Genomic DNA, 17,899 nt, shown 5'->3' on the forward strand with positions numbered 1-17,899 from the left:
GCGGGGTCACCGCGCGTACGCTGGTCCGAGTGACAGGGCAGATCGAGCTTCACGTGCTGGTGGACGACCCCGAGGACCCGCGCAGCCGCGAGGTCGGGCTGGACTTCCCACGGGAGTGGATCGAGTTCGTCGACCCGGCCGACGCGAAGCACGTCGTCCGCGCCGACCTGACCTGGTTGCTGTCCCGCTGGACGTGCATCTTCGGTCAGGGCTGCCACGGCATCATCGCCGGGCGCGCCGCCGACGGGTGCTGCTCGCACGGCGCGTTCTTCACCGACTCCGACGACGAGAAGCGGGTCCGGGCAGCGGTGAAGCGGCTGACGCCGGAGACGTGGCAGCACTTCCGGCGCGGGTTCAAGAACTGGACCGAGAACGACACCGTCGACGGCAAGACGCCGGCCCGGCGTACCGCCACCCGCGACGTCGACGCCCCCTGCGTGTTCCTCAACGACGCCGACTTCCCCGGTGGGGGCGGCTGCGCGCTGCACGCCCAGGCGCTGCGCGACGGCGTGCACCCGCTGGAGTACAAGCCGGACGTCTGCTGGCAGTTGCCGGTACGCCGCGACCAGGAGTGGCACAAGCGGCCGGACAACACCAAGGTGCTGATCTCCACGCTGGCCGAGTTCGACAGGCGCGGCTGGGGCGCCGGCGGGCACGACCTCGACTGGTGGTGCACGTCCTCCACCGACGCGCACGTCGGCGCCGAGCCGATGTACGTCTCGTACGGGCCGGAGCTGACCGCGCTGATCGGCGCGCCCGCGTACGCGAAGCTGGCCGAACTCTGCGCCGCCCGGCAGCGCCAGGGTCAGATCGCCCCGCACCCCGCAAGCGACTGAAGGCCGGCACCCCGTTGGTTCGGGGTGCCGGCCTTCAGCTTGGTCTCACTTGTTCTCTTAGCTGTTCCAGTGCTGGGCGACGAGGTCGGCGGCCTGCTGCTCCCACTGGGCGTAGTGGTCCGGGTAGGCCGACACCTGGACGGTCTGGGCGGCCTTGGTCAGCGGCATGTCCTGCCAGCCGTCGACCTGCTTCAGACCCTTCAGGAACGCCGTCGTGGAGTACTCCGGGTCGGTGATCTGCTCCACCGTGCCCCAACCACTGGACGGGCGCTGCTGGAACAGGCCCTGCGAGTCATGATCGTTACGGTCACCGAGGTGGCCGAGGTTCTCCAGCTTCGACTCCTGCAACGCCGTCGCGATCGACACGACAGCGGCACGCTCGTCCATGCCAGCCTTCTTGGTGGCGGCGATGATCGCCTTGACGTTGGCGGTCTGCTCGTCGTTCAGGTCGATACGCGACTGATTGCCCTGCACACCGTGCGGGATCAGCTTGTCACCCTGCACCGTCACCGCAACCGGCTTGGTGTGGGTGGTGTCCGCCGCGTGCGCAGCCACCGGGCCGGCGAACACGCCACCGGTGAAAGCCAGACCAGCAACACCCAGAATGCTCTTACGCAGAATCGTGTTCATGGGGGGCTCCATTCGGGGGATCGACGCCCACACCGACAGGGGGGCCGGCGCGGGTGCGAGCACCGTCAGGCGCTCAAGAAAGTCTTCGGGGGATCCGGGGCAGGGGGGGCCTCGTCGCGGCGCCGGAACACTGTTCAACGACCCGCCACCCGCCACCATTCCCGGGGGGCGCCACACGCCACCAGAAAGCGGCGGGGGTTCACGTCGTCGGAACCGTGTTCAACGACCAGCCGGCCAGGATGATTCCCCGCGGCTCACGTCGCCGGAACCGTACTCAACGACCAGCGGCCCCGGGGTGATTCCCAAGGCCTTGCAGATACCACCCCACTCGCGGGGCGAGCCTCGCTCGGTCGTTCACCCGGCTACAACGCCACCCACCCGCCCGCGATTCCACCCCCAGAGTGCCACCCACCACCCCCGAACCGGACACCCCCGCCCACACCGGCACGACACTCCCGCGCCCCGCACCTCGCCGCACCCCCCGGACCCTCCCACCAGCACCACCTGCACCCCCAGCACCACTCCACCGGGAGTCGGGATCAGGCGCCGAGCCCAGCGCGATGATCGCCCGGTGGGGGCACCCCGCACGGCAGCCGCCACCCTGCCGCCCGACACGACGCGAGGTTCACGCGCTCGGCCCCACCGTCGATCATGAGGTTAGCGGCGACAAAACGGACACCGACCGCCGCCAAGTTCATGATCGACGCGACCCCGAGACCGGCTCGGGGGCGGGGGTGAAGCGCCGCGCGGCTCGCCTGCGCGATCTTGCAGTTCGAGCCCTTCAGGTGTCCCATTCACGCGGTTTGCCGGGTACCTAAGTGCAAGATCGGCGGGTGGGGCCGGGGGGCTTGGGCAGGTCCTGCCCGGGGGTCGGCGGGAGCTGATCACCGTCCCGCGCCGACCCGGCGATCTTGGAGTTGTGGTGCCTCGCGAAGCGCGCCAAAGCGGGCATGTCGTGGCGCCACAACTCCAAGATCGGCGAGGGTGGGGCGGCGGGATAGGGCGACCCGGGGGGGGGGGGGGGGGGGGGGAAGGGGGATCAGGGCTCGAACTTGTAGCCCAGGCCCCGGACCGTGACGATGTAGCGCGGGGCGGACGGCTCCGGCTCGATCTTGGAGCGCAGCCGCTTCACGTGCACGTCCAGCGTCTTGGTGTCGCCCACGTAGTCGGCGCCCCAGACCCGGTCGATCAACTGCCCCCGGGTGAGCACCCGCCCGGCGTTGCGCAGCAGCAGCTCCAGCAGCTCGAACTCCTTGAGCGGGAGCTGCACGCCGGCGCCGCCGACGGTCACCACGTGCCGTTCGATGTCCATCCGGACCGGGCCGGCGGCGAGCGTCGGCGCGCCCGTCTCGTTCGACTCGGCGCTCTGCCGGCGCAGCACCGCCCGGATGCGGGCGACCAGTTCGCGCGGCGAGTACGGCTTGGTCACGTAGTCGTCGGCGCCGATCTCCAGGCCGACCACCTTGTCGATCTCGCTGTCCCGCGCGGTGACCATGATGATCGGCACGTGCGAGCGCTGGCGGAGCTGCCGGCAGACCTCGGTACCGGACATCTCCGGCAGCATCAGGTCGAGCAGCACGATGTCGGCGCCGGTCCGGTCGAACTCGGTGAGGGCGGCGGGGCCCGTCGCGGCGACGGAGACCTCGAACCCCTCCTTGCGGAGCATGTAGGACAGGGCGTCGGAGAACGACTCCTCGTCCTCGACCACCAGTACGCGGCTCAACGGGTGTTTCCTTTCCTGTGGTCAGACCTGCCGGAGCTCGGCCGGGCCGGCCTCGATCCCAGCGGAGGCGAGTGTCGCCTCCAGGTCGTCCGGGGGGCGTGCGGGCAGCCGGAGAGTGAACGTCGACCCCCCACCAAGGGTGCTCGACACGTCCACCCGGCCGCCATGGTTGCTGGCGATGTGTTTGACGATGGCCAGGCCCAGGCCGGTGCCACCGGTGGACCGGGAGCGGGCCTGGTCGGCCCGGTAGAAGCGCTCGAAGATCCGGTCGACCTCGTTCGGGGCGATGCCGATGCCCTGGTCAGCCACGGCGATCTCGACGTGTTCCTCGGTGCCGGTGACTGTCACCCGGACCGTGGTGTCCTCGCCGGAGTAGTTGATCGCGTTCTCCACCAGGTTCGCCACAGCGGTGGCGAGTTGGCTGTCACTCCCGTACACGGTCAGGCCCCGCTGCCCACCCACGGCGATCTCCACCCGGCGCGCGGTGGCCGCGGTGCGGGTCCGGTCGACGACCTCGGCGAGCACCCAGTCCACCGAGACCGGCTCGGGCGCGGGCTGCGGTTCGGCGCCCTGGAGGCGGGTCAGTTCCAGCAGCTCCTGCACGAGGCGGCCGAGCCGGGTCGACTCGTGCTGGATCCGCTCGGCGAACCGCCGCGCGGCGACCAGGTCCTCGGACAGGTCGGGCGCGCCGTCGGCGGCCGGTTCGGTGGCGTCGACGAGCGCCTCGGCGAGCAGTTGCAGCGCACCGATCGGCGTCTTCAGCTCGTGGCTGACGTTCGCGACGAAGTCCCGGCGTACCCGCGCGAGACGGTGCGACTCGGTGACGTCGACCGCCTCGATCGAGATGTAGCCGGAGCCCAGTCCCATCGCCCGCAGGTGCACACCGAGCGGGTTGTCCCCGCCGCTGTCGCGGCCCCGGGGCAGGTCCAGCTCTATCTCGCGCCGCACGCCCGTGCGGCGGACCTGCCCGGCGAGGGTACGGATCAACGGGTGCGCCGCGATCGACCCCGGCGTCGCCCCGGTACGGAGCAGTCCCATCGCCCGGGCGGCGGGGTTCACCAGCACCGGAACGTCGTCCGGGCCGAGCACCACCACGCCTGCGCGCAGCGAGTCGATCGTCTTGCGGCCGAGCCCGGATAGGCCCCCCTGCTGGTCGTCCGGAATGGTCGTCCTCCCTGCGTCACGACGGAGGAGCCCGCCGCCCCGCGACGCCCGGCGGCGCCGCCATTCGTCAACGGGTCCGGACAGCAGCGCCCCGGCGACCAGTCCGGTCACCAGTGCTCCGGCCACCACGACGGCCACCGCCCATTCCACCCGGCGATCGTAGGGTCATTGTTAACCCGGGTATCGGGCACAAAGGGACGAACCACTCTCGCTTTCGGCAAAGTTCACCTGTGGGCCCCGCGTCGTTCATCCGCGTTCACCCTGGTGCCGACCGTTCGGCCTAGCGTGGGGCGCGCACCTGCTCCTGCCGTACCCCATGGGGGTGGCGGCCACCGACCCCAGGAAGTGACGATGCGCGACGAGTTCCGGGCCGACCTGCAGATTGTCAGCCAGTTGCTGGTGGACATGGCCGAGGCGGTACGCGCGGCCATGCGGCAGGCCACCAAGGCGCTGCTCACCGCCGACCGGACGGCCGCCGAGACGGTGATCGCGCGGGACGCCGAGATCGACGACCTCTACCGGCACGTGGAGGAGCGGGTCTGTGACCTGCTGGCCCGGCAGGCGCCGGTCGCCTCCGACCTGCGGGCGATGATCACCGCGTTGCACGTGGCAGCCGATCTGGAACGGATGGGCGACCTGGCCGACCACGTGGCGAAGACGGCGCTGCGCCGCCACCCGTCCCCGGCGGTGCCGGCCGAGTTGCGGCCGGTCTTCACCGACATGGCCGGGATCGCCGACCGGATGGCCGAGAAGATCGGCTCGGTGCTGGCCAAGCCGGACGCCGACGTGGCCGCCGAACTGGACAGCGACGACGACGCGATGGACGACCTGCACAAGAGCCTGTTCGGCGTGCTGCTCGGCGACGACTGGCCGTACGGGGTGGAGACGGCGATCGACGCGACGCTGCTGGGTCGCTTCTACGAGCGTTTCGCCGACCACGCGGTGAACGCGGGCGAGCACGTCGTCTACCTGATCACCGGTTCCACGTCCGCCTGACCCTGTGCAAGGAAGGGCCCCTTATTAACACTCAGTGTTAATAAGGGGCCCTTCCTCTACCGCAGACGTTAAAAAGGGGCCCTTCCTTACACCCAGGCTCAGCGGCCCTGGTTGGCGACCGCGGCGGCGGCAGCCTTCGCCGCGTCCGGGTCCAGGTACGTCCCGCCGAGCACCTGCGGGCGCAGGTCGGCGTCCAGGTCGTAGCGCAGCGGGATGCCGGTGGGGATGTTCAGCTTGGCGATCGCCTCGTCGGAGATCTGGTCGAGGTGCTTGACCAGGGCGCGCAGCGAGTTGCCGTGCGCGGCCACCAGCACCGTCCGGCCGGCCAGGATGTCCGGCACGATCGAGTCGTACCAGTAGGGCAGCATCCGTTCGACGACGTCCTTCAGGCACTCGGTGCGCGGCATCAGCTCGGTCGGCAGCAGCGCGTACCGGGGGTCGCCGACCTGCGACCACTCGTCCGCGTCGTCGATCGGCGGCGGCGGCGTGTCGTACGAGCGGCGCCAGAGCATGAACTGCTCCTCGCCGTACTCGTCGAGGGTCTGCTTCTTGTCCTTGCCCTGCAGGGCGCCGTAGTGGCGTTCGTTGAGCCGCCACGACCGGCGTACCGCGATCCAGTGCCGGTCGGCGGCGTTCAGCGCCAGCTCGGCGGTGCGGATGGCTCGGCGCATCAGGCTCGTGTGCACCACGTCCGGCAGCAGGTCGTGCTCGCGCAGCAGCTCGCCGCCGCGCCGCGCCTCGGTCTCCCCCTTGGCGGTCAGGTCGACGTCGACCCAGCCGGTGAAGAGGTTCTTGGCGTTCCAGTCGCTCTCGCCGTGCCGCAGCAGGACCAGCGTCCCGACGGTGGGCCCCTCGCTCGCAGTCATGCCGATCATCCTGCCGTACGGCGCCGGCGGACACGCGGCGACCTGTGGTGACGACCACCACGTGGAAAACCTGATGACCACGGCTCCGGCCCGGCACTAGGTTGTAAGGCGTCTTAAAGAGGTCGGTCATTACCAAGCAGGGGGCGTCGGGATGCGGACGGTACGGGGCTGGTTCCAGGACACAGCCGGTGGCCTGCCACGGACGTTCTGGTACCTCTGGGCCGGCACGCTGATCAACCGGCTCGGCTCGTTCGTCCTGATCTTCCTGGCCATCTACCTGACCCAGGAACGCGGCTTCTCCGCCTCCCAGGCCGGACTGGTGATCGGCCTCTGGGGCGCCGGCGGCGCGGTCGGCACCACCATCGGCGGCACCCTGACCGACCGCTGGGGACGGCGGCCCACGCTGCTCACCGCGCACGTCGGCGCGGCGGGCATGATGATCGCGCTCGGCTTCGCCCGCCCGCTCTGGGCGGTCGCCGTCGGCGCGTTGCTGCTCGGCGCATTCGCCGAGGCGGCCCGCCCCGCCTTCGGCGCCATGATGGTCGACGTCGTGCCGGACAAGGACCGGCTGCGGGCCTTCTCGCTGAACTACTGGGCCATCAACCTCGGCTTCGCCTGCGCCGCCGTGCTCGCCGGCTTCGCCGCCCAGGGCAGCTACCTGCTGCTGTTCCTGGTGAACGCGACCACCACACTCGTGACCGCGCTGATCATCTTCGCCAAGGTCGGCGAGACCCGCGGCCCGGTCACCGCGCTCCCGGTCAAGGGGATGCCGGCGCCGGCGGGGGCACTCCGCACCATCCTCGCCGACCGGGTGTTCCTCGGCTTCGTCGCGCTCAACCTGCTCGCCGCGCTGGTGTTCCTCCAGCACATCTCGATGCTGCCGATCGCGATGGGCGACTCCGGGCTCAGCCCGGCCACGTACGGCTCGGTGATCGCACTGAACGGCGTGCTCATCGTGGTCGGCCAGCTGTTCGTACCCCGGCTCATCAAGGGCCGCAGCCGCTCGCACGTGCTGGCCCTCGCGGCGCTGGTGATGGGCGCCGGGTTCGGGCTCACCGCGTTCGCCGACACGGTCTGGCTCTACGGCCTGACCGTGCTGATCTGGACCGTCGGCGAGATGCTCAACTCGCCGTCGAACGCCACCCTGATCGCGGAGCTGTCCCCGGCCGCGCTGCGCGGGCGCTACCAGGGCGTCTTCTCGCTGTCCTGGCAGCTCGCCGGCGCCGCCGCGCCGATCCTGGGCGGCCTGGTCCGGGAGAACGCCGGCAACAGCACGCTCTGGCTCGGCTGCGCGGGCATCGGCGTCGTGGCGGCGGTCGCCCACCTGATCTCCGGCCCGGCCCGGGAGCGCCGCGCGGTCGCGCTGCGCGCCGTGGGCACGCCGGTCACGCCGGTCACCGTCACCGCCTCCCCGGCGCCCGAGTCGGGCGAGGCCGCTGCGACCGCACCCGCCGCGCCGGTTCGGGCCGGTTCCTGAGTACGCCCCGACGCAGCCGCCCCGAGGCGGGTGGATACGGTACGGGACGGAATCGGTAAGGAAACCTTCCTGGAGGACGGGTGCGCGGCCTGCGGCGCTGGTGGGACGACACGGCCGGCGGACTACCGGCCACGTTCTGGTACCTCTGGTCCGGTCTGCTGATCAACCGGGCGGGCGCGTTCGCGCTGCTGTTCCTGTCGCTCTACCTGACCGCCGCGCGGGGCGCACCGCCGTCGCTGGCCGGGCTGGTGGTCGGCGCGTACGGGATCGGCGGCGCGGCCGGGACGCTGCTCGGCGGCGTACTGGCCGACCGGTGGGGACGGCGGGCCACGCTGCTCGCCGCCCACCTCGCCGCCGCCGGGCTGATGGCGGCGCTGGCGTTCAGCACGCACCTGGCGGTGATCGCCGCACTCGCCACGCTGGTCGGAGTGGCGCACTCGATGCCCAGCCCGGCGTTCGTGGCCGCCATCGTGGACGTGGTGCCCGAGGCGCGCCGCTCCCGCGCGTTCAACCTGCAGTTCTGGGCGTTCAACCTGGGCATGGCGGTGGCCTCGCTGCTGGCCGGCATCCTCGCCGAGGCGAGCTTCACCGCGCTGTTCCTGGTCGACGCCGGAGCCACGCTGGCCGCGGCGGTGGTGATCGCGCTGAAGGTGCCGGAGACGCTCACCCGGCGGCCGGCGCTCACACCACGGGCGGTGGTGGGACGCCGTCCCGGGCTGCACACCGCGCTGACCGACCGCACGTTCCTGGTGTTCGTCGGGCTGACGTTCCTGCTGGCCGTGCTGACCATGCAGACCTCCACGATCATGCCGCTGGCGATGCGCGAGGACGGCCTGCGCCCGTCGGCGTACGGGCTGGTGGTGGCGCTCGGCGGGGCGCTCATCGTGGCCGGGCAGTTGTTCGTGCCCCGGCTCATCGAGCCGTACCGGAAGTCGAGCGTGCTGGCCGTCTCCACCGGCCTGATGGCGCTCGGGTTCGGCGCGCTCACAGTGGCCGACGGGCTGCCGCTCTACCTCGGCGCGGCGGTGGTCTGGACGGTCGGGCAGATGCTCGCCGCGCCGCCGAACGCGCAGATCAATGCGGACCTCGCGCCACCCGACCTGCGCGCCCGTTACCAGTCGGTGTTCTACCTGACGTTCCCGGCCGCGTCGTTCGTGGCGCCGGCGCTCGGCGGGCTCAGCCTGGAACACCTGGGCGAGCGGCACTGGCTGGTGGTGGGCGCGCTCGGCCTGCTGGCCGCCGCCGGGCACCTGCTCGCCGGACCGCGCCGGGAACGGCGGGTCGCCGCGCTGCGGGCAGCGGCGGCGAAACCGGTCGAATCCGTTCGCTGAGGGCTGCTGAGGGCTCGGGGAGACAACGGCAGAGCGCCCACCTCGACCCCCGTCGAGATGGGCGCTCGTACCGTACGCCCGGCGGCGGCGGGCGACACTCACCCCCGTAAGCGTCGCCCGCTCGCGCCGCCGGTTCCACGGGTGGCACCGTCCCCCAACGGCGTGCTCCACCCGATCTTCGCGTCTCGCCTGCGCGGATCTGATCGATCCACCGCTCCCCCGAACGTAAACAAGCGTGACGCGGTGCAATAAAGTTAGTTCGCCCGGATTCCGGATTCAACCCAGATCGCTGTCTTGCCCGTCACAGCGCCCGTGTCGGAAACCCGGCTGTCCGTGTTGTCGTCCCTGGAATGGCAAACACCGGGTTCCCGTCGGCCATTCCCGCAAACCTCAGCCGTCCTCGCGATTCGGGTTCTCGGTCCGGAAGAAGTTGCTCTGCCGGCCGTCCCGCATCTGCTCCTGGTAGATCAGGTTCAGCCGCCGCAGGTCGAACGTGCGGAACCAGTCGTTCCAGGTGATCTCGCGGATCCGGCTGCTCTCCCGGTACCCGGGGATGTTGAACGTCAGCACCCCGGGCCGGCCCTCGCGCTCGGTACCCGCGATGGTGGCGGGCTTCGCACCCCGCGCCCTCGCCCAGCGCTGGATCACCTCGTGGTTACGGGTGACCAGGCTCCGGCCCGGACGCTCCGGCCGGTCCGCGAGGGACGTGATGAGCTGCGACGATCCGATCGACCGGCTGGACGCCGGCCCACGGGTCGGCGCCGCCTGCGCCCGGGCGGACGACGTCTTCCGAGCCGGCGCCGCCTTGGCACGCGACGGGGCCGCCTTGGCGCGCGCCGGAGCGGCCTTCGCCCGAGCCGGAGCGGCCTTCGCCCGAGCCGGAGCCGCCTTCGCCCGAGCCGGAGCCGCCTTCGCCCGAGCCGGAGCCGCCTTCGCCCGAGCCGGAGCCGCCTTCGCCCGAGCCGGAGCCGCCTTGGCCCGAGCCGGCGTCGCCTTCGCGCGGGACGAGGTCGCCTTCGCGCGGGACGAGGTCGCCTTCGCTCGGGCGGGCGCCGCCTTGCGCGTACCCGTCGCCTTGGCCCTGGCGCCGGTGGCGCGTGCGGCCGGCGCGGCCTTCGCCGGCGACGTGGCGCTGCGGCGGGCCGACGTGGTCCGCTTCGCCGCCGTGGTCTTCTTGGCGGCGGTGCTCTTGCGGGTCGCCGACGGCCGGCCGGCCGGGCCGGTGCTCCGCCGGGCGGCGCCGCCCTCCCCGCGCATGGTCCGCGCCAGGGTCTTCACCAGTTCCGGCTTCCGCAGCGCGGAGATCCCCGAGACCCCGCGCCGCTTGAGCTGGCTGCGGAGGTCGTCGACCTTCATCCGGGAGATCGCCGACTCCGACACCCTCGGGGTGTTCGGCGTCTGATTGCCGGTTTGCCGCTTGGTCCGGGTCGCAGTCGTGCCGCGACCTGAGCTGTTGCGCTGAGCCATGGGACACGCTCCTCGACAGTCCGTCCTCGGCCCGCGGTGGGTCCCAGTGCTCCGCACCGCGCGGGGCGGCATACCCGTCAGGAGGGCTCCGAACCTCCGGCGGACGATCCGGCAGTGGCGGAGGGCTCGAAGAGGTGCGCGAACGCGGCCAGGTTGGCTGTCGACTCACCGCGCTTGACCCGCCACTCCCACTCCCGGCGGATGGCGGTGCCGAAGCCGATCTCCAGCATGCTGTCGAACGACTCGTCGGCGTACGTCAGCACGGAACCGAGCAGCCGGTCCAGCTCGTCGGCGTCGATCCCGGCCAGGTTGACCCGCCCGGTCAGGTAGACGTCGCCGACCGAGTCGATGGAGAACGAGACGCCGTACATGCGGGCGTTGCGCTGGAGCAGCCAGGCCCACAGCTCCTCGCGGCGCTCGTCGGGCTGCCGCATCACGAACGCCTCGACCCGCAGCGCGTGCTCACCCACGATCAGGTTGCAGATCGTCTTGAGCTTGTGCGTGCCGGGCAGCGTCACCGCGTACGACGCCTCGCCGGTGGACTCCCACTCCAGCTCACGCTCCGCGCAGACGGACTCGATCAGCGCGGCGACCTCACTCCTGCGGCTCATCGCACCCACTCTACGACCGGCGTACCGGGGCCGCCGGGTGGCGGATCACCAGGAGCACAGCAGGGCCGGGTCGCCGCACCGCCGCGCCAGCCGGGCCCGGTGCTCGGTGATCGCCTCCCCGTAGACCGCGAGCAGGCCGGAGGCGGTGCGGTGCCAGGAGAAGTCCCGGGCGTGCCGCTCGGCGCCGCGGCCCAGCGCGGCACGGCGTACCGGATCGGGCAGCAGGCGGGCCAGCGCGCGGGCCCAGTCGACCGGGTCGTGCCCGTCGATGAGCATGCCGCTGACGCCGTCGCGTACCGCGGTCACCAGGCCGCCCACGGCGGCGGCCAGCACCGGCGTGCCGCACGCCTGGGCCTCCAGCGCGACCAGCCCGAACGACTCGTTGTGCGACGGCACCGCGACCAGGTCCGCGGCCCGGTAGAGGGCGGGCAGGTCGGCGCCGGTCTGCGGCGGGAGGAAACGCACCCGGTCGGCGATGCCGAGCGCGTGCGCGAGTTCGATCAGCGCGGTGGGCCGGTCCAGGCCGGTGCCGCTCGGACCGCCGCAGATCACCACGGTCAGCTCGCCGGCCAGCGCCGGATCCCGTTCGCGCAGCGCGGCGGCGGCGCGGACCAGCACGTCCGGCGCCTTCAGCGGCTGGATCCGGCCGACGAACGCGACCACGTACCCGTCGGTCGGCAGGCCGAGCCGGCGGCGAGCGGCCCGGGTCGCGGCGTCCCGGTCGCCCGCGGCGGGACGGAACCGGTCCAGGTCGACGCCGGGCTCCACGACCGCCACCCGGTCCGGCTCGGCCGCGTACCGGTCGAGCAGGTCGCGGGCCTCGACCCGGGTGTTGGCGACCAGCCGGTCCGCCTCGGTGACCACCTGCTCCTCGCCGATCACCCGGGCCTTCGGCTCGGGACGGTCTCCGACGGCGAGGCGGGCGTTCTTGACCTTGGCGAGCGTGTGCGCGGTGTGCACCAGCGGTACGCCCCAGCGCTCCTTGGCCAGCCAGCCGACCTGACCGGAGAGCCAGTAGTGCGAGTGGATCAGGTCGTAGTGGCCCGGCGGGCGGGCCGCCTCGGCACGCAGCACCCCGGCGGTGAAGGCGCAGAGCTGACCCGGCAGTTCCTCCTTGGTCAGCCCTTCCAGCGGTCCGGCGGTGACGTGCCGGACGGACACGCCGGGCGCCACCTCGACCACCGGGGGCAGGTCACCGGCGGTGGCACGGGTGAAGATCTCCACCTCGACGTCGGCCTCGGCCAGCCGCCGGGCAACCTCCAGGATGTAGACGTTCATGCCGCCCGCGTCACCCGTGCCGGGCTGGTGCAGCGGCGACGTGTGCACCGACAGGGTGGCGATACGGCGGGGCCGCGGCCACGGAAGGGCACCTCGCTGACGACCGACACCGGTGTGCAAATCCGCCACGTCCGCTCCCTCTGTCACGGTTGATGCCGTCCCGCACGACCGGCGCTTCTCGGTCAACCCGTGTGCCGGATGTCATCTTCCCCATCGGGGTACGGAAATGCTTTCCGCCGGGTCCCGGGCGTGACGGACCTCATCCCGCCGCCCGGCCCGGCGACGGGAGACAATGACCGGATGACTTCAGTCGCCATCGTCACCGGGGCGTCCAGCGGGATCGGTGCGGCCACCGCCCGCCGGCTCGCCGCCGAGGGATTCCACGTGCTGGCCGCCGCCCGGCGTACCGACCGGCTGGCCGCACTCGTGGCGGAGATCGAGGCGGCCGGCGGCGCGGCGACAGCGGTGGCCTGCGACGTGACCTCGGACGAGTCGGTGGCCGGCCTGGCCGCCGCCGCCGAGGCCGCACCCGGGCCGGTCACGCTGCTGGTGAACAACGCCGGCGGCGCCCGCGGCCTGGACCCGGTCGAGACGGCCGACGTGGGCGACTGGCAATGGATGTACGACGTCAACGTGCTCGGCACGCTACGCGTCACGAAGGCGCTGCTCCCGGCGCTGGAGCGCTCCGGCGCCGGAACGATAGTGATCGTCAGCTCCACCGCCGGGCACGTGGTCTACGAGGGCGGCGGCGGCTACACGGCCGCCAAGCACGCGCAGACCGCCATCGCCGGCACGCTCCGGCTCGAACTGTGCGGCCGTCCGGTCCGGGTGATCGAGATCGACCCCGGCATGGTGAAGACCGAGGAGTTCGGCCTGGTGCGCTTCGGCGGTGACACCGACCGGGCCGAGGCGGTCTACGCCGGAGTCGCCGAACCGCTCGTTGCGGACGACGTGGCCGACTGCGTCGCCTGGTGCGCGACCCGCCCGCACCACGTCAACATCGACCAGCTCGTGGTCCGCCCGCTGGCCCAGGCCGCGCAGCACAAGGTGCACCGGACGTCGTGAAGCGCGAGGAGTGAGCCGGTCTTGCGAGCCCCGCAGTCGCTGACCCGGAGGCACTGATGGAGCGTCCGCTCGGCGTGGCCACCCGGGGCACGACGAACCCCAACCGGCTCCGGCGGGTGGACAACTGGATCGTCGAGACCTGCGGCGACGCGCTGCGAGCCGCCGCCGACCCGCTCGTGGTGGACCTGGGCTACGGCGCCACCCCGGTCACACCCGTCGAACTGCGGGCCCGTCTCGCGGCCGGGGTCCGCGCCGACGTGCGGGTGGTCGGCCTGGAGATCGATCCGGTACGCGTCGCCGCCGCCCGCCCCGCCGCCGACCCGCCCGGGCTGACGTTCGCCAGGGGCGGCTTCGAGCTGGCCGGACTGCGTCCCGCGCTGGTGCGGGCGTTCAACGTGCTCCGCCAGTACGACGAGAGCGAGGTGGCCGACGCCTGGCACACGGTCACCGGGCGGCTCGCGCCGGGCGGGCTGCTGGTCGAGGGCACCTGCGACGAGCTGGGGCGGCTCGGCTCCTGGGTGCTGCTCGACGCCACCGGCCCACGCACGCTCACGCTGTCGACGAAGCTGACCACGCTGGAGAGCCCTGCCACGCTCGCCGAACGGCTGCCGAAGGCGCTGATCCACCGCAACGTTCCGGGTGAACGCGTCCACGACCTGATCGAGGCGCTGGAACAGGCGTGGCGCTCGGCCGCCGGCTACGCCCCGTTCGGCCCTCGGCAACGATGGCTGCGGACGGTCGAGGCGGTGAAGGAGTCAGGCTGGCCGGTCCAGGACACCCCCCGCACGTGGCGCCACGGCTACCTGACGCTCCCTTGGCCCGCCGTAGCCCCCCGCTGACCGCACCGCACCCGCGCTCGTCGCCCGCCGCGCCCGCTGGCCGCTGGCAGTCAGCCGCCCTTCCGCGAAGCCCCGCTCTCGGCGAGCCCCGCCGCGCCCCCTTCCGGCGCGTTGATCTTGCACTTGCCGCCCGGGTAAACGGGTCAAAACGCCTGCTTCGAGGGCCGGGAGTGCAAGATCGCGGGGGTGAGGCGGGGTCAGATGGTGCAGTTGATGAGGACTGGCTCGGGGTGGAGGGTCACGCCGAAGCGAGACTGGACGCCGTCGCGGATCTCGCGGGCCAGCGCCACCAGCGCGGCCGTACTGGCGGTGCCGGAACGGTTCGTGAGCGCCAGCGTGTGCTTGCTGGAGATGGCGACGCCCTCCGGGCCCGCGTACCCCTTGCCGAACCCGGCCTTGTCGATCAGCCACGCCGCGCTGACCTTCACCGCCCCGTCGGTGCCCGGCCAGTTCGGCGGCTCCCCCAGGTCGGCAGCGCGTTCCCGTACCTGCTCGAACACCTCGCCCGGCAGCACCGGGTTGGTGAAGAACGAGCCCACCGACCAGGTGTCCGGGTCGGCCGCGTCCAGCACCATGCCCTTGCCGGCGCGCAGTTTCCGTACGGTGGCGCGGGCGTCGGCGAGCGGCACCCGGTCGCCCACCTCGACGCCGAGCGCCCGGGCCAGTTCGGCGTAGCGGACCGGGCCGGACAGCGGGGACCGGGTGAGCCGGAAGTCGACGGTGAGCACCACCCAGCGGTCGCTGTACTTGAAGATGCTGCCCCGGTAGACGAACCCGCAGTCGGCCGCCGGGATCCGGACCACCCGGCGCTCCGTCCGGTCGTACGCCTCGACTGCGACGATCGTCTCGGCGACCTCCTGGCCGTACGCGCCGACGTTCTGGATCGGGGTCGCGCCGGCCGACCCGGGGATGCCGGAGAGGCACTCCAGCCCGGACCAGCCGCGCTCGACGGTGGCGGCGACGAGGTCGTCCCACGGCTCGCCGGCTTCGACACGTACCGTGACGGTGTCGCCGTCCTCGGCGACGGTCCGGAACCCCCGGGAGCGGACGAGCACGACGGTGCCGGGGAAGCCCTGGTCGCCGATCACGACGTTGCTACCGCCCGCCAGCACCAGCACGGCCTGCTCCCGGGCTTCCGCTTCCTGCACCTTCAGTACGATCTGGGCGGCGTCGCCGGCGATCTCCAGCCGCCCGGCGGGGCCACCGAGCCGGAGCGTGGTGTAGCGCGCCAGGGTGGCCGGATCGGTCGGGTCACCGGCAGTCGCCGGTTCGGCGTAGACGTCTGACACGCCTTTCACCCTAGGCTGAGGGGTAGCCGGAGCACCCACTGGTGGCCCGGTCACCCCCGGGAGGATGGCGATGAGCAGACTGCACCACACGAAGGACTTCTGGATCGGCGCGCTGCGCACGGAGGGCCCCGCCTTCGCCGCGGCGGTGGCTGAGGCGCCGCCCGAGACACCCGTGCTGTCCTGTCCCGGCTGGACCGTCACCGATCTCGCTCATCACCTGACCCGCGCGTACGCCTGGGCGGGCACCGTGCTGACCGCGGGCATCGCGACCCGCCCGGAGCGGCACGACCCGGAGCCGCCGGCGGGCCTGACCGCGGCGCAGTGGTTCACGCAGGAGTACGAGCGGATCAGCGCACTGCTGGAGGCGACGGACCCGGAGGCGCCGGCCTGGAACTTCGCGCCGCAGCCGAAGAAGGCGGTCTTCTGGCCACGTCGGCTGGCGCACGAGACGGCTGTGCACCGCTGGGACGCCCAGCTCGCGATCGGTGCGGGTGATCCGATCGAGGCGAAGCTCGCGGCCGACGGGGTGAGCGAGGTGCTGGACACCTGGCTGCCGGCGGGACGGCGGGTGCATGCCGGGCAGTGGCGCGGCGTGGTTCAGCTGAACGCGACCGATGCCGCGCAGGAGTGGTACCTGCGGTTGCGGGGTGAGGGGGTCGCGCTGCTGGACACCGCGACGATCCTCGACCACGACGACCACCGCGCGCGGGCGCAGGTGGCCGGCACGGCGAGCGATCTGCTGCTGGCGCTGATGGGCCGGATCAGCTTCGACGCGCTGGACGTGGCGGGCGACCGTTCCCTGCTGGGCGGCCTGCGGGTCGGCTGACGACGGGCACCGGACGGAGAGGGGCGACGGTCGCCCCTCTCCTTCTTTTCGGACACCTCTGAGAGCGCTCTCTTGACAAGGTCCACGACCCTCCACCACGCTGTCGTGAGAGCGCTCTCTAAGTTCCGGAACCGCCTTCCACCACCCGTTTCGACGACCCGAGAGGTCAGGACAGCATGCTCACCTTCACGCGCCGCCGCCTGGCGGCGGTGGCCCTGGTGGCCGCCACCGCACTGCTCGGCACCACCGCCTGCGGCGGCGGCGACGATGCCGCCGCCGACGGGCCGATAACGCTCACCGTCGACGTCTTCGGCCAGTTCGGTTACGCCGACCTCTACCAGGAGTACATGGCCAGCCACCCCGGCGTGAAGATCGTCGAGCGGGGCACCGGAGGCAACCTCGACGAGTACTCCCCGAAGCTCACCCAGTGGCTCGCCGCGGGCAAGGGCGCCGGTGACGTGGTGGCCATCGAGGAGGGCCTGCTCGTCGAGTACAAGGCCAACCCGCAGAACTTCGTCAACCTGCTCGACCACGGCGCGGCCGACCTGAAGGGCAACTTCCTCGACTGGAAGTGGAACCAGGGGCTCACCGCCGACGGCAAGCAGCTCATCGGCCTCGGCACCGACGTCGGCGGCATGGCGATGTGCTACCGCAAGGACCTGTTCGCCAAGGCCGGCCTGCCCACCGACCGCGACGCGGTGTCCAAGCTCTGGCCCACCTGGCAGGACTACATCAAGGTCGGCGAGCAGTTCACCGCGAAGAAGACGGGCGCCTCGTTCCTGGACGCCGCGACGAACACGTTCAACACGATCCTGCTCCAGACCGCCGGCAACAGCAGCGGCTACAGCTACTACGACACCGGCAACAACCTCGTCGTGGGCAGCAACCCGGCGGTGAAGCAGGCGTACGACACCACGATGGACATCATCGACTCGGGGCTGTCCGGCAAGTACGGCTCCTGGTCCGAGGAGTGGGTGTCGGCGTTCAAGCAGTCGAAGTTCGCCACCATCGCCTGCCCGGCCTGGATGACCGGCGTGATCGAGGGCAACGCCGGCGCCGCCGCCAAGGGCAAGTGGGACATCGCCCAGATCCCCGGCAACGGCGGCAACTGGGGCGGCTCGTTCCTCGCCGTGCCGAAGCAGAGCAAGCACCAGGCCGAGGCGATCGAACTGGCCAAGTTCCTGACCAGCGCCAAGGGTCAGATCGGCGCGTTCAAGGCGAAGGGCCCGCTGCCCTCGTCCCCGCAGGCGCTGGAGGATCCGGCGATCATCGACTCGAAGAACGCCTACTTCTCCGAGGCACCGGTCGGGAAGATCTTCGCCGAGGGCGCCAAGAGCCTGAAGCCGGTCTACATGGGACCGAAGAACCAGGCCGTACGCACCGAGGTCGAGAACGCCGTCCGCAGCGTGGAGCTGGGCAAGCGCTCCCCGGAGCAGGGCTGGACCGACGCGGTCGCCAACGCCGAGAAGGCCGCCGCCAAGTAACCCGAGCAGCGCGTGCG

16 protein-coding genes are annotated in these 17,899 nt (G+C 72.0%); 8 read left to right on the forward strand and 8 right to left on the reverse strand.

Annotated elements, in window-relative coordinates:
• Window positions 1–29: 29 nt before the first annotated feature.
• Window positions 30–836, forward strand: coding sequence for a DUF3109 family protein (locus tag MICAU_RS28290; protein ID WP_041799125.1), 807 nt, complete (start codon window positions 30–32; stop codon window positions 834–836).
• 57 nt (window positions 837–893) lie between these two features.
• On the opposite strand, the gene MICAU_RS28295 is transcribed toward MICAU_RS28290, so the two are convergent.
• The 3 genes from MICAU_RS28295 to MICAU_RS28305 form a co-directional block, all read right to left on the reverse strand.
• Window positions 894–1,466: a hypothetical protein gene (locus MICAU_RS28295; protein ID WP_013288774.1), complete on the reverse strand. Its 573-nt coding sequence runs from the start codon at window positions 1,464–1,466 to the stop codon at window positions 894–896.
• A gap of 1,039 nt (window positions 1,467–2,505) precedes the next feature.
• Complete coding sequence (locus MICAU_RS28300) at window positions 2,506–3,189, reverse strand: response regulator transcription factor (protein WP_030272198.1); 684 nt, start codon at window positions 3,187–3,189, stop codon at window positions 2,506–2,508.
• Window positions 3,190–3,210: 21 nt separating this feature from the next.
• Window positions 3,211–4,503: a sensor histidine kinase gene (locus MICAU_RS28305; protein ID WP_244879688.1), complete on the reverse strand. Its 1,293-nt coding sequence runs from the start codon at window positions 4,501–4,503 to the stop codon at window positions 3,211–3,213.
• Window positions 4,504–4,704: 201 nt separating this feature from the next.
• Between MICAU_RS28305 and phoU the strand changes: the two genes are divergently transcribed.
• Window positions 4,705–5,349 (forward strand): phosphate signaling complex protein PhoU, encoded by a 645-nt coding sequence (gene phoU, locus MICAU_RS28310; RefSeq protein WP_013288777.1) that lies wholly within the window; start codon window positions 4,705–4,707, stop codon window positions 5,347–5,349.
• A gap of 98 nt (window positions 5,350–5,447) precedes the next feature.
• Here phoU and MICAU_RS28315 read toward each other — a convergent pair whose 3' ends face one another.
• Window positions 5,448–6,215 carry a phosphoglyceromutase gene (locus tag MICAU_RS28315; protein WP_013288778.1) on the reverse strand — a complete coding sequence of 256 codons (768 nt, stop codon included), beginning with the start codon at window positions 6,213–6,215 and terminating at the stop codon, window positions 5,448–5,450.
• A 151-nt stretch (window positions 6,216–6,366) separates the two neighbouring features.
• Between MICAU_RS28315 and MICAU_RS28320 the strand changes: the two genes are divergently transcribed.
• Both MICAU_RS28320 and MICAU_RS28325 read left to right on the forward strand, forming a co-directional pair.
• Window positions 6,367–7,692, forward strand: coding sequence for an MDR family MFS transporter (locus MICAU_RS28320; protein ID WP_013288779.1), 1,326 nt, complete (start codon window positions 6,367–6,369; stop codon window positions 7,690–7,692).
• 80 nt (window positions 7,693–7,772) lie between these two features.
• Complete coding sequence (locus tag MICAU_RS28325) at window positions 7,773–9,023, forward strand: MFS transporter (RefSeq protein WP_013288780.1); 1,251 nt, start codon at window positions 7,773–7,775, stop codon at window positions 9,021–9,023.
• A 390-nt stretch (window positions 9,024–9,413) separates the two neighbouring features.
• Here the strand turns inward: MICAU_RS28325 and MICAU_RS33595 are convergent, their stop codons facing one another.
• From MICAU_RS33595 to mshA, 3 genes are all read right to left on the reverse strand, one after another.
• A complete protein-coding gene (locus MICAU_RS33595) occupies window positions 9,414–10,280 on the reverse strand; it encodes a hypothetical protein (protein WP_425311451.1) in 867 nt (288 codons plus the stop codon).
• A gap of 287 nt (window positions 10,281–10,567) precedes the next feature.
• Window positions 10,568–11,101, reverse strand: a complete 534-nt coding sequence (locus MICAU_RS28335) for a type III secretion system chaperone family protein (RefSeq protein ID WP_013288782.1) — start codon at window positions 11,099–11,101, stop codon at window positions 10,568–10,570.
• A 45-nt stretch (window positions 11,102–11,146) separates the two neighbouring features.
• Complete coding sequence (mshA, locus tag MICAU_RS28340) at window positions 11,147–12,508, reverse strand: D-inositol-3-phosphate glycosyltransferase (RefSeq protein ID WP_013288783.1); 1,362 nt, start codon at window positions 12,506–12,508, stop codon at window positions 11,147–11,149.
• A gap of 171 nt (window positions 12,509–12,679) precedes the next feature.
• Between mshA and MICAU_RS28345 the strand changes: the two genes are divergently transcribed.
• Both MICAU_RS28345 and MICAU_RS28350 read left to right on the forward strand, forming a co-directional pair.
• Window positions 12,680–13,444, forward strand: coding sequence for an SDR family NAD(P)-dependent oxidoreductase (locus MICAU_RS28345; protein ID WP_013288784.1), 765 nt, complete (start codon window positions 12,680–12,682; stop codon window positions 13,442–13,444).
• A 56-nt stretch (window positions 13,445–13,500) separates the two neighbouring features.
• On the forward strand, window positions 13,501–14,283 hold the full coding sequence (locus MICAU_RS28350) for a hypothetical protein (RefSeq protein WP_013288785.1): 783 nt from the start codon (window positions 13,501–13,503) through the stop codon (window positions 14,281–14,283).
• A 197-nt stretch (window positions 14,284–14,480) separates the two neighbouring features.
• Here MICAU_RS28350 and MICAU_RS28355 read toward each other — a convergent pair whose 3' ends face one another.
• Window positions 14,481–15,572: a UDP-N-acetylmuramate dehydrogenase gene (locus tag MICAU_RS28355; RefSeq protein ID WP_013288786.1), complete on the reverse strand. Its 1,092-nt coding sequence runs from the start codon at window positions 15,570–15,572 to the stop codon at window positions 14,481–14,483.
• Between the two features lie 70 nt (window positions 15,573–15,642).
• Between MICAU_RS28355 and MICAU_RS28360 the strand changes: the two genes are divergently transcribed.
• Together MICAU_RS28360 and MICAU_RS28365 are read left to right on the forward strand one after the other, a co-directional pair.
• A complete protein-coding gene (locus tag MICAU_RS28360; protein ID WP_013288787.1) occupies window positions 15,643–16,398 on the forward strand; it encodes a maleylpyruvate isomerase family mycothiol-dependent enzyme in 756 nt (251 codons plus the stop codon).
• Between the two features lie 176 nt (window positions 16,399–16,574).
• Entirely contained in the window at window positions 16,575–17,882 is a 1,308-nt protein-coding gene (locus tag MICAU_RS28365) for an extracellular solute-binding protein (RefSeq protein WP_013288788.1), read from the forward strand.
• The last annotated feature ends 17 nt before the right edge of the window (window positions 17,883–17,899 follow it).

This window comes from Micromonospora aurantiaca ATCC 27029 (assembly GCF_000145235.1).
GTDB lineage: Bacteria > Actinomycetota > Actinomycetes > Mycobacteriales > Micromonosporaceae > Micromonospora > Micromonospora aurantiaca.